The 12157-nt window shown below is 51.3% G+C and carries 8 protein-coding genes; 7 read left to right on the forward strand and 1 reads right to left on the reverse strand.

Going from position 1 to position 12157, the window contains the following annotated elements; translation table 11 throughout:
• Positions 1 to 137: 137 nt before the first annotated feature.
• Both ABVT36_RS00005 and ABVT36_RS00010 read left to right on the forward strand, forming a co-directional pair.
• Entirely contained in the window at positions 138 to 428 is a 291-nt protein-coding gene (locus tag ABVT36_RS00005) for a hypothetical protein (RefSeq protein WP_368454695.1), read from the forward strand.
• A gap of 313 nt (positions 429 to 741) precedes the next feature.
• A complete protein-coding gene (locus ABVT36_RS00010) occupies positions 742 to 2430 on the forward strand; it encodes a family 16 glycosylhydrolase (protein WP_368454696.1) in 1689 nt (562 codons plus the stop codon).
• 114 nt (positions 2431 to 2544) lie between these two features.
• Here the strand turns inward: ABVT36_RS00010 and ABVT36_RS00015 are convergent, their stop codons facing one another.
• Positions 2545 to 3450 carry a LysR family transcriptional regulator gene (locus tag ABVT36_RS00015; RefSeq protein ID WP_368454697.1) on the reverse strand — a complete coding sequence of 302 codons (906 nt, stop codon included), beginning with the start codon at positions 3448 to 3450 and terminating at the stop codon, positions 2545 to 2547.
• Between the two features lie 128 nt (positions 3451 to 3578).
• Between ABVT36_RS00015 and ABVT36_RS00020 the strand changes: the two genes are divergently transcribed.
• From ABVT36_RS00020 to ABVT36_RS00040, 5 genes are all read left to right on the forward strand, one after another.
• Positions 3579 to 4376, forward strand: coding sequence for a (Fe-S)-binding protein (locus ABVT36_RS00020; protein WP_367150575.1), 798 nt, complete (start codon positions 3579 to 3581; stop codon positions 4374 to 4376).
• A complete protein-coding gene (locus ABVT36_RS00025; RefSeq protein ID WP_368454698.1) occupies positions 4373 to 5854 on the forward strand; it encodes a LutB/LldF family L-lactate oxidation iron-sulfur protein in 1482 nt (493 codons plus the stop codon). Before ABVT36_RS00020 ends, ABVT36_RS00025 begins: the two co-directional genes overlap by 4 nt.
• Positions 5841 to 6485, forward strand: coding sequence for a lactate utilization protein C (locus ABVT36_RS00030; protein WP_368454699.1), 645 nt, complete (start codon positions 5841 to 5843; stop codon positions 6483 to 6485). Before ABVT36_RS00025 ends, ABVT36_RS00030 begins: the two co-directional genes overlap by 14 nt.
• Positions 6486 to 7012: 527 nt before the next feature.
• A complete protein-coding gene (locus tag ABVT36_RS00035; protein ID WP_368454700.1) occupies positions 7013 to 7927 on the forward strand; it encodes an FCD domain-containing protein in 915 nt (304 codons plus the stop codon).
• 806 nt (positions 7928 to 8733) lie between these two features.
• Entirely contained in the window at positions 8734 to 11052 is a 2319-nt protein-coding gene (locus ABVT36_RS00040) for an alpha-L-fucosidase (RefSeq protein WP_368454701.1), read from the forward strand.
• Positions 11053 to 12157 lie beyond the last annotated feature (1105 nt).

The following is a 12157-nucleotide window of genomic DNA, read 5'->3' on the forward strand; positions in this document are numbered from 1 at the left end:
TTCTTGATAGTGTATTCGGCTTCGGCGAAGGTCAGTTGGCTCATGATTGAATCTGTGTATGTTGGAAATGGGGTAAATTATGCCAGACTGAAGCAGTTTTTCAGAGGTTCCTTAAATTATTCGACGCCAGGAGTGGTGTGAATATAGCCGCATTAACGTCAGATGGTGAAAATTTAATTAGTAAATTAAATGAAAAATTAGAGGAATATTCTGGGGGAAAACAGAAAAGTTTGATAAAGGAAATGAAAAAATTCTATACGAATAATGGAGATCCCTACAAGTTTGATTCTTCAGGCTTCGACTTGGTTCTGATTCAATATTGGGCTGAGTGGTGTACATGGTGTGGCCCGCATACAAACAAAATGCAAGAATTTATTTCAAAAAATCAAAACTATAAATTTTTATGGATACAGGCAGAGTCAAGTTGACGATTGAAGTAGAAAAAATAACAAATTCATAATTTTGGCGCGATAGCCTCAATATACTTATTGTGCCATGAATGGATTTATGCGCCGGGAATATCGGGATTTGACACGCAAGTGTAACTCAAGTTTGGCGCTATTAACTTTTTAGTGCAGCATTTGTTGGTATCGCTGCTCCAGTCTAGCGTATTTATATCCCCTTCTATCTCGCCTGGATTGGGACTCCTCACTCTCAGATAAATACTCTGTTATTGTTAGTCGCTCTATCTCTATCAATGGGAGAATTTACGCCAAGCGGAGGGTAAAACCGGGGGGAGCCATGAATATTAATATGAGGAAACTGGGAGTACTAGTCACCAGTTTGATACTATTTGATACCGCTGCCTGGGCGCAGCCCTGCCAAAATCCAGAGCCGGTTTGGGAGGATAATTTCGATGGCACTGAGCTGGACCTGTCCAAATGGGAGCCGATGATTGGTAACGGCTGCAGCTATGGAATCTGTGGCTGGGGGAATAATGAGCTGCAATACTACCGCGCGGAGAATGCCAGCGTCGCCAACGGACTATTGACCATAAGTGCAAACAAGGAGCGTGTAGGGGGCCAGAATTACACGTCCGCGCGTCTGCGTACTGCCAGCTTGCCTAACGGCGGCCAGTGGACCAATGGACGCTTCGAGGCGCGGATCCGAATCCCTGATGGTGAGGGCATGTGGCCGGCCTTTTGGATGCTGCCCACGGACCCGGATCAGGGTTGGCCGGTTAGTGGAGAAATCGACATTATGGAGTCCACCGGGCAGGCGGACGAATATGTCTCCGGCACCATCCACTATGGTCCTCCCTATCCGAACAACCTCTTTACCAGCAACCGCTTATTGAGCCAACCAGAGCCCTGGTCCGCGGATTTTCATATCTATGGGTTGGAGTGGGAGCCCTACGAGATGCGCTGGTATGTGGGCGACCAGCTTTACGCCAGGCTCAACCCGGGTGACATCGGGGATGCTTCCTACTGGACCTTCGAGGACCACCAGTATCACTTTTTACTGAATCTGGCCGTCGGCGGTACTCTCGGCGGAACAGTGAATGATGCTCTGCTGCCGCAGACCATGCTTGTGGATTATGTGCGCGTCTACGATAGGGGACAGCCGAGCCTTGTCGGCGATCGCATAGTCGATGCTGGTGAAACCACCGCCTACTCTGTCACCGGTGCGACTGGTGACAACCCAGATTTTAGCTGGAATATTCCCTCCGGTGCGACTCTGGTTTCTGGTAGCGGCACTGATCGCATCGTCGTCAGCTGGGAAAGTAGTGGCACAGTGTCCGTTAATGTCACCGACAGCTGCGGTAGCCGTGACCTCAACCTGCCCGTGTATGTGGCTCCAAAACTCATACCGGAAATCACACTGGATGATTTTGAAACCAGTGGCGAACTGGCCTACACATTTTTTGATGGTACTTTTGTGCAGGATGCAGCGAATCCGCAGCCGGATGCAACCAACAGCTCCCCAACCGTGGCCAAATACATCCGCTCTTCCGCTGCACAGTACGACGTTATCATAGCGGCAACCAGCGCTATCCAGGACGCAGCCCCTTTCCTGTCGGGCGCCAAGGCTTTCTACATGGATCTGTTCACCAGCGCGGCACCGGGTACCCAGATACTGGTGCAACTGGAGGATAGCGCTGTCGCCACTGCCGGCAATTACCCCACTGGCCGACATTCAAAGTACGCGGCTTACACTGGCGGGGAGGGCGGCTGGCAAAGGCTGAAATTCGAGTTGGATGATCGTATTGACGGCGGTACTGCCGACAATGCGGTGGACAGCCTGGTAATCCTGTTTGCTCCCGACAGTTACAGTGGCGATACCTATTACTGGGATAACTTTGCCATTTTCGGCCTTGGCCTCCCCGATGGGGCCCAAGTTACCGCAAGCGATCGCGGCTGCCCTGGTTTGCACTGTAACCCCGGCAGCAGCACTGATGTGGGAAAACTCCCTCAGGATCGAAATAACTGAAGGCATAAACAGTGAGTGACCGCCGGGGAGCGTGATTTTCCCGCTCTGGGGGCTCCCGGTGTCAGGTTTGCCCTGAGCCAGGACTGTACTGCTCGGGTTTATGAGGCTGGATCTCTATTCAAAGTAAGCAGACAGCTCCTGGTAGGCAGTGCGAATATGCTCAATTAACAATCCTACCTTCTTCGGCTGGTAGCGGGTGAAGGGGTACACCGCATAGACCCCCAGGGAGCGGGGCTGATAATCGTGCAGCAGGGGCGTGAGGTCCCCGCGCTGGATATCCTCATGCACACTGCAACGCGGGACATAGACAATTCCGCAGCCAGCCAGGGCCGCCTTGCGTAAGCCCTGGGCGTTGTTGGTGGAAAAGTTGCCAGCCACTTTTATCGACAGGGATTGCCCCCGGTGTGTAAACCGCCAGTCATGAGCCCCCTGGGCCTGATAGGTGTAGGCCAGGCAATTGTGTTCAAGCAGTTCCGCCGGGGTTTGTGGCTGACCAAATTGCCGGATATATCCCGGGGCGCAGCAGACTACCCAATGGGATTGAATCAGTTTTTTGGCCACCAGGCTGGAATCGTCCATGACCGCGGTGCGAATCGCCAGGTCGACCCCTTCCTGGATCAGGTCCACCAATGAATTGTCGAGCTGCATATCCACATTCAGATGGGGGTGTTGCTGGCAAAACTCAGCCACCACCTTCGCCAGTAACAGTTCGCCGGATATGGTAGGTACCGACATACGAATGGTACCGCCCAGGCTGTCCGACAATTGGCTTACGGCGCCAAGCGCATCCTGCACCTGCTGATTGATACCTTTGCAATGCTGGTAAAGGGTTCGGCCCTCTTCGGTGAGGCTCAGGCGGCGAGTGGTGCGATAAAGCAATTGGGCACCGAGTTCCCGCTCCAGTTTACTGATCCGTTTACTGACCACCGCGGTACTCAGCCCCGCCTGGAGGCCGGCCTCTTTAAAGGAGTGGGTCTCCACCACCAGGGCAAATAAGGCAAGTTCAGTGGCACCAGCCATGAAACCTCCGAGCACCGCTCGATTACATCGCTTTTGGAAATAGTAAGTTTATCTGTTGCTAATTTATTATCAATAGACAATGCGCTATTTTAGCTCCCGTGAGTCCTGGCCTGTGAAGGATACCCGGAATGTCTGCCCTCCCATTACCCGCTGCCAAGCGCCATACCCCCAGGCGCGTCTATCCACCCAAACCGGACCGAGTGTACCTGTATGGCACCTGCCTGGCGGATACCTTATTTCCCCAATCCGGCCTGGATGCAATAGCGTTTTTGGAGCACCAGGGGCTGGAGGTGCTCTTTCCCAGTGGACAGACATGTTGCGGGCAACCGGCGTATAACTCCGGCTACCAGGAAGAGGCCAGGGCGGTGGCCAGGCAGCAGATCGAACAGTTTCCGCTGGATATTCCCATAGTGGTGATCTCTGGTTCCTGCGGCGGCATGTTGCGGCACCATTATCTGGACCTGTTAAAGGATGAAACTGATCTGGAAGTCGAGGCTTTTTGTGAGCGTATTTTTGAATTTACTGAGTTCCTGAATTGTGTGCTTGAGGTGAAACTGGAGGATCGGGGGGTACCAGAGAAAGTCGCCCTGCATACTTCCTGTGCAGCCCGCCGCGAGATGGATGTGCATATCACCGCTAAAGCCCTATTGGATCAACTAGGCCATGTAGACATGGTAGAGCACGCTTATGCCAGCGAGTGTTGCGGATTTGGGGGCACCTTTGCGGTCAAACACGGGGATATTTCTGGCGCGATGGTGCAGGACAAGGTCAAGCACTTGTTAGCAACGGATGCGGTGCGTTATGTCAGTGCCGACTGGGGGTGCATGATGAATATCAATGGTGCACTGGAGTACAAAAAAAGCGTACTTCGGGGCGAGCATATCGCCAGCTACCTGCTGCGTCGCACCCGGGGAGACAAGCTATGAGCGTGAAAGCCGACACCATCGCCACCGATGGCAGCAAATATGCCCTCAGTGCCAGGCGGTTTCGCCACAATGTTGTCCGGGATCTGGCGAATCCCGAGCTGCGAAACAACTTTCGCATGGCAATGGATTACCTGGTGGACAAACGACGACAGGCGTTTTCCTCTGAAGATGAACTGGAAACCCTGCGCCGCAAGTGCCAGTTGATCAAACAGCGCTGCTTGCGGAAGTTGCCGGAGTTATTGGAGCAATTGGAAAGCAAACTGGAGCAGAATGGTATTAGGGTGCACTGGGCGGAAACCGCTGCGGAAGCCAACGATATTATTGCGGCGCTGATACAGGGTAGGAACGGCAAACAGGTGGTGAAGGGCAAATCCATGGTATCGGAAGAGACCGCGCTCAATGACCACCTGCTGGCCAAGGGTATCCAATGCCTGGAAACCGATATGGGCGAGTTTATTGTTCAGATGGCCGGTGAACATCCGTCCCATATCATCATGCCGGCGATTCATCAAAACAAACGCCAGGTGGCCGAACTGTTTACGAAACAGGTTCCCGGCTTTGACTACAGCACCGACGTGGATACCCTGATCCAAACGGGCCGAGAGACACTGCGTACCAAGTTCTGTCACGCCGATGTGGGGGTGACCGGGGTAAACTTCGCGGTGGCGGAAACTGGCACTCTCTGTCTGGTGGAAAATGAGGGCAACGGGCGTATGGTGACTACTGTCCCGGACATGCATATCGCCATTACAGGCATCGAGAAGGTGGTGGAGTTTCTGGAGGATGTGCCACCGCTACTCAGCCTTTTGACCCGCAGCGCCACCGGGCAGATCATTTCCACCTATTTCAATATGATCACTCACCCGCGCCGAAGGGGTGAAAAAGACGGCCCTAAGGAAGTGCATCTGGTGTTGCTGGACAATGGCCGTAGTCAGGCCTTCGCCGATGAGGAATTGCGCCAAACCCTGCAATGCATTCGCTGCGGGGCCTGTATGAATCACTGCCCGGTGTATACCCGTATCGGTGGCCACGCCTATGGCACAGTGTATCCGGGGCCCATCGGTAAAATTATTTCACCCCATATGCTGGGGCTGGATGCCACCAGAGACCTGCCGACGGCATCATCCCTGTGTGGTGCCTGTGGTGAAGTTTGCCCTGTGAAGATACCCATCCCGAAAATCCTGCTGCGCTTGCGCAAGGAATCGGTTAAGCCCAAAGCGGAATCCGCAGTAGTCAAAGGCCAGGGTAGTAGTCGAAAATCACTGGAAGCGGGGATCTGGAGCCTGTGGCGTCGGCTGAATACATCTCCCGCCATTTACCGCGCTGTCCTGTGGCTGGCGAGCCGCGGCCGCTGGTTGATGCCGAAAAAGGCGGGGGCCTGGACCCGCTACAGAACCCTGCCCAGGCCGGCGCCACGTCCGCTGCGTGAATTGGTTAAACAGCGCGAAAAAAGAGGAGAGTGGGATGAGAAGCGCTAAGGCCACTATTCTTGCCAGGTTAAAAAAACACCTGGGGGATGCAGGTAAAGTCCCCTTTTCTGCCGAACCCGCGGCAGTTCCGCAAAAGTTGGATCGTGCACAAAATGTGGACAGATTTATAAGACTGCTTCGTGAAAACCGTGCCCATGTGGTACCCATCAAACGCGATGACATTGCCAGAGTTGTCAAAAACCAGTTGCAACAACGCGGTGTAGGCCAACTGATGGGTGCAGGGCATTGGCTGGTAAGCCTTGAGGAACTTGAGGACGAGATCGCGTTTAGTACTTTTTACTCTACTATCGACGGTCACAAAGAGGCGCTGTTCAACTCGGTCCCCGCTGCCATAACCGGTTCTCACTGCGGCATAGCCTCCACAGGTTCCATTGTACTATGGCCGGATGCCGCAGAGCCGCGGAGCCTATCGCTGGTGCCGCCCCTACATATCGTGGTGGTGGAGCAAAACGCGATTTACAATGATTTTGGCGATTTAATCAAAAGCCAGTGCTGGAGCAGGCAACTGCCCTCCAACGTAGTGCTTATTTCAGGGCCATCCAAAACCGCGGATATTCAACAGACACTGGCTTATGGTGCCCATGGCCCCCGGGAACTGGTGGTGCTACTGGTAGAATAACCAGCGAGTACACACAATCTGGGGCCTGACAACTGCAGTTCCGCCAGTACCTGCTCAATTGGGTAATGTACCTTCTGGGGTTGTGTGAACTGGTTAGTCAATCAACAGCTACAGGCTCCCTGCAAGGCGGACCCGTGACGCCACTTGGACGGCGCTCCGCTCGTCAAGGACAACCAGACTTACCTTCGCGCAGTGCCCTGCCAGGCGATGCCGCAGGCTCCGCTGAAGCAGAAATGAATTAATCAGAGGTTCCATAATAGGTTGTTGAAAAAGGCAGCCTGTCTGTTTCAAAACAAGAAAAGCGAAAAATGTGATTTTCACTGTTCTCCCAAAATCAACGACTTAGGCGTCGCCGATTTTGCCGGAACATCCATGTTTCGGTAGCAGGCTGTACCCGGCTAACTTCTTAGTGTGCCAATGGAAAGCCGTGGTAGCGGGTGTCTATGTTTTTGTAAAGTACATCCGAGTAGCCGGCTGTGTTAATATGGCAGCTATGGACTGATTGACCCCTCAATAAGGGCTTAAGTGTGAAAAAAAGCTATTTGGTGCAAAAAACCAGCAATATCCTGCTGGATCAGATGCAAAAAATTGCCAAATCATCCCACCCTTACCTGCCCAGTGACTTGGCGCTTGCATCGGAGCTGGACGTCAGCCGTACCACGATTCGCACCGTCATTGAGAACTTGGAAAAAAATGGCCTGATAAAGCGTGAAAGTGCTGGCAAGCGTGTACTGCGCAAGCCGAAGAAAGCTGATTACTACGATATCGGTAGTGCGCCTTCCTCCAAGGAGGAAGTGATTCAGCGCTATTTTCTATCTTTGATTAACGGTGGGCAGCTGTTGCCCGGAGACCGTTTCTCAGAGCTGGAACTGGCGAAACAGTCCGGCTGCAATACTGTGACTGTAAGAGAGTTTTTAGTCAAATTTTCTCGTTTTGGCTTGATTGAAAAAAAGCCCCGTTCTCAGTGGCAAATGGTGAAATTTGATGATCAGTTTGCTGAAGAACTGATCGAGTTTCGCAAAGTGTTGGAAATGCGGGCCTTGGTGAAACTCCTGGATCAGGATGATGACCATCCAACCTGGCAAGAACTGCGCGAAGTACTGGACGCGCACCAGGCGGTGAAAAAGGATTTTGACAGGCGTTTTAGGGAAGTGCCGGATCTGGATGCGAGGTTGCACTTGGCAATTCAGACGGGTGCCAATAATCGTTTTATCAACCAGTTTTTTGAGGTGGTCTCTTTTGTGTGCCACTACCACTACCAGTGGGAAAAGACAGGTGAAAAAGAGCGATTGTGGGTGGCACTGAATGAACATATTGATTTGTTGATTGCAATTCTGGCTCACGACGTAGCTGCAGCGGTCAAGGCGTTGGAGGTGCATTTGGACTCCGCCGAGCGCACCCTGCTGGAGTGTTCCACCAACGTAAACCGCCGGGCAGCCTAGCCCGGGATTTGAGCGAAACCCCCAGCGCTAACCACCTCTTATCTGGCTGCCCCTTGCTTTTAGGGGCCGATCGCGCGGCTTCTATAAGTTCCAGCTGCATTCTATTTCGCTACTTTTAAAGCCCCCACTTCGTTGTGCTTGCCTCCTGTGAACCCCCATGAGTTGTGGCCCTAAGCAGGGTGCGCAGTGTGCATGGTTTTCCATCCAAAACCCCCGGGCAATTTATATTCTTTGCTTGCCGGTAAAGTGGTATTGACTTCACGACAAAACTTGGATAAGTTCAGGCTGTACTATTATTAATAATATACTAAGCAGGATTGGAACGACTGGCTGTGATGGCGCACCTGTGTCGACGTAGTTGCGTGGCTGCCTTTTCAGTCAGCGGTAGGGCAGCGAATAGAGAATAGGGTGTTGCGGCAAAGAGTTCACAGAAACTACCGAGCACATAGCGATACCGCCCAACTCCATGGCGATAATTCAGGCGGGTAGGTCGAACGGAACCTATGAGTAAACCTGGATCAGGTGACACAGTTGGGTCCGACAGCGGGGCGAAACCACTAAGGAAGCCGTCTAAGTGAAAGAGGGAAATACGAAGCTGTGGCGATAGAGATTGCGGTACAAAGTGAAAGATTGATGACGGCCGGCCGTCGTCGCCCCAAAAGGCCTACGTTGAGCAACTACTATTTTAGGGCAGCCAAATGGGGCCGGATTTGTGCTACAACGATTACTTGCTTCCCGTAATGGTCTTTTATGGGTCAATAGTACGCATAAAAATAGGACCGAATTTAAAAAAAGAGGAAAATAAAATGAAAATCAGCTGTTTTAGTAAGGCGGCAAAGCAATTATTTGTACTAATCGCCATATTTTGTTCAAGCAATGTGAGTGGGGTAGAAATCCCCCAAGCCGGGACCAATCCCATTGTCATAGACCAGTTAAAAACTACAGATAACGTTACTTACTTGATGGCAGCGGCTGCTGCGAGGCCGGATACCACAAGCGTTCAATCCTATGGACAGCCAAAGCATGCGTGGCTTCAGTCAGTCGATAATACCGAATACCTGGATTGGACGATACAAACAGGTAATGGTGAAAACTTCCATGTGACAACGCTTGTATCGGCATCAGCGGGTGAATCCTTCAAGCTTGAAATTCTGGGAACTTCCAATAGTCTTTCCTATACGCTGACTTCCGCTGGTTGGCAACGACATGATAGCGGCACTATATACATACCGGCGGGTACCAACACTCTGCGTTTTACCCGCACTTCCAACAACGGTGACATCCATATCAAGTCACTGGAACTGATTGCTCAGGCAGATATGCAGGATTACTTGAATCGGGTAACTGCATTTAAATCCGATACGAGCAAACTAAGCAATGCCAGATATGGCCTGATGTTTCAGTATGGAGCCTGGGGATATCCACAATCCGGTTCGGCTAAAAGTATTGATGATCAGGCGGCAGATTTCAATGTTCCTGCCTTTGTTCAGCAGGTAAAAAATATGGGTGCGGAATATGTTATTTGGTCCGCCACCTGGTGGACCTATGAATTCAATGCACCTATATCAGCTGTGGATAGTTTATTAGGGCATTCTAATCGAACTTCCGGTCGCGATCTTATTAATGATATAGCGACAGCATTGGACGCGGAGGGGATTGATTTTTATCTCTACTACCACACAGGGCAAGACAGTCATCTCGGCTATAATTCCACGGACTGGTGGCAGTTACAAAACTGGCCTTCGGAATTTAGAGCTACAGGAGCCGGTGATCGAACCACCTTTTTTAATAACTGGAAAACAGTTATTTCGGCAATTGGTAATCGCTATGGTAACCTGCTTGATGGCTGGTTTTTTGATGACGGACTGGTGTATTATCCCGCACCCTTCGAGTCATTAGGTGCCGCCGCTAAAGCGGGGAATCCGGACCGGCTGATTTCTTATAACCCCTGGATCGTCGCACACTATACCGACTTTGAAGATGTATCTTTTGGTGAGCATTGTAAATCCTCAGGGGCTCCCGTAGGTGGTAGTGGGCTATACACATCGACAGGAGATTCGGGCTTGTATGGCCACTGTATGTGGAGAATGGAAAATGATTGGGGAATTCGCTCGGCTAATCAATCGATAGGGTCACCCAATTACACGGTGGCCTCTGCAACAGCTAAAGTTCAGAGCGACTCCAGCCGAAAAGTACCGACATCGTTTAATTTAATGATGTACGAAGATGGCACAATGTCCCAGGCATCGGTTGATGTACTTGTCGGAATGAAAACCGCTTTAGACGACGCCTGTGTCGACAACTGCATTGCGATTAATAACTCCGAGCCAGAAATTACCTACAATGGTAACTGGCGCCTAAGTAGTAACCGAGGCGTTGGCGATTACCAGGACGATGTTCAATATACCCGGCAAAATGGCGACTATTTTGAGTATAGTTTTACTGGTAGCGGTATCAGAGTCTATATGCCGGTCTATAATGCGGGAGGTGATATTGAAGTGTTTATAGACGGCGTTAGCCAGGGCACAGTTAATGTCTATGCACCGGAAGTGGGATCCAATAGCAATTCGCAAATGAAAGTATTTGAAAAATCCGATTTATCGGCAGGTCCTCATACAATTAAGCTGGTTAAGCTTAACGGGCCCTATATGCAACTGGACAAGCTCGAAGTAATTGGTAATTTCAAAGTATTGAATAATACCGATCCGGATATTGGATACAATGGGAACTGGAGCCTCAGCAGCAATCGGGGTGTTGGCGATTACCAGGACGACGTTCACTATACCCAGCAGAACGGTGATTATTTTCAATACGTTTTTACCGGCACCCGTATAAGTGTCTATATGCCGGTGTATAACGCGGGCGGCGATATCGAAGTTTTTATCGATGACGTCAGTCAGGGCATATTTAGCGCTTATGCCTCTGAAACAGGATCTAGTGCTAACTCGCAGCAGAAGGTATATGAAACTGGTGGCCTGGCGGCTGGCAGACATACTATCAAACTGGTCAAGCTCAATGGTTCCTATATGCAGTTCGACAAACTTGTGGTGACTACACCCCGATGTATGTCAACGAAGTTGCCGCGTTCACTGGTCAAGCGGCCATGGATTTGCACTCCGCAGTAGCCTGATTTTCCTTTGGCGGGTTGAGCCATATTTCGCCAACCTGGTTCCAATTCCGGGTTTCGCGTGCCCAGCGCTCTGGTGTGGGCTGCCGGGCCTCCTTGTACACAGCCGGCCGCCGCTGTAGCGCTGATGTCTCTTCGCCACTGTGACGTTGATTCGGTGTCACATAGCGGATGAACGGCAAGTACGCCACTACGCCACGCCCGTAGGCCGGTACCGCTGAGCGTCCGGCCGAATTTGTTTCCATGGGCTGGGGTAGGCAATATTTATGTATATAAAGTGACTGCCGACTCGCCAAAGGTAAATTTGTACAAATATTTGAGAGTTGAAAAAAGTTCAGTGACAGATTGAATATTATAGAAAATAAACATTCCTTTGATAGGGTTTGAACGAAGCGGTGGCATGGCTGTGGAGCTCGTCAGCACAGTTGTCATGCCGAGCCATGTTCCGGTCTTAGATTTTGCCGGAAAAACCGCCTGAAACCTTTTCCACGCCTTCGGTCATGCCCCATTTACAGGGTTCTTCTCCCTTGCAACCGGGTCCAGGTCTTGAGTATACCGTTTTGTTGTTACTGGCTTTGCCCGCCCCCAAGAGCACCAGAGCGACTTTCGGCAGCGCACAGATACTACGACGGTAGGGGCTGGGACTCATCCTAGCCATTGTCAACGAGAACTGATCTGCCCCACGCCGGCCCCTTTGCTGCAACAGTGGACCATCAATCATGTCATTAAAAGGTCAATTTCCCGGGCTCATCGAGGACCCAGCTTAGGGCCCTGATTGGGCGACGCCTACAGGCTGTGATGGTTGATCCGGAGCTTCCCGGCCGACCGGGCCAGGGGCGACTGCAGGCTAGACCACTCTGTGTTCAATCCCGTCTCGTGTCTTTATAGTTTTAAATGACTTTTTCTCTTTTCAGCTAATCCTCTAAGAAGATATTGGCTGAAAAATGACCAGATTGGGGTAATAACTCAAGGGTCACCGACTGGATTGAGAAGGTCCCATACAAGGTTGACAACATCAGAGGGGTCATGCATCCTTGCTGTTATCTATTAATAAAAAACAGCCTGATGTGAATCCACCCAAGCGGGAACAGGCACTGTGACCT

The sequence above is a fragment of the Microbulbifer sp. TYP-18 genome, from assembly GCF_040932045.1.
In the GTDB taxonomy this organism is placed as follows: Bacteria; Pseudomonadota; Gammaproteobacteria; order Pseudomonadales; family Cellvibrionaceae; genus Microbulbifer.

What these genes read in the sequence shown, in the direction of transcription:
- ABVT36_RS00010 (WP_368454696.1), top strand. Translation starts at nt 742, where the DNA reads ATGAATATTAATATGAGGAAACTGGGAGTACTAGTCACCAGTTTGATA.
- ABVT36_RS00015 (WP_368454697.1), bottom strand. Translation starts at nt 3,450, where the DNA reads ATGGCTGGTGCCACTGAACTTGCCTTATTTGCCCTGGTGGTGGAGACC.
- ABVT36_RS00020 (WP_367150575.1), top strand. Translation starts at nt 3,579, where the DNA reads ATGTCTGCCCTCCCATTACCCGCTGCCAAGCGCCATACCCCCAGGCGC.
- ABVT36_RS00025 (WP_368454698.1), top strand. Translation starts at nt 4,373, where the DNA reads ATGAGCGTGAAAGCCGACACCATCGCCACCGATGGCAGCAAATATGCC.
- ABVT36_RS00030 (WP_368454699.1), top strand. Translation starts at nt 5,841, where the DNA reads ATGAGAAGCGCTAAGGCCACTATTCTTGCCAGGTTAAAAAAACACCTG.
- ABVT36_RS00040 (WP_368454701.1), top strand. Translation starts at nt 8,734, where the DNA reads ATGAAAATCAGCTGTTTTAGTAAGGCGGCAAAGCAATTATTTGTACTA.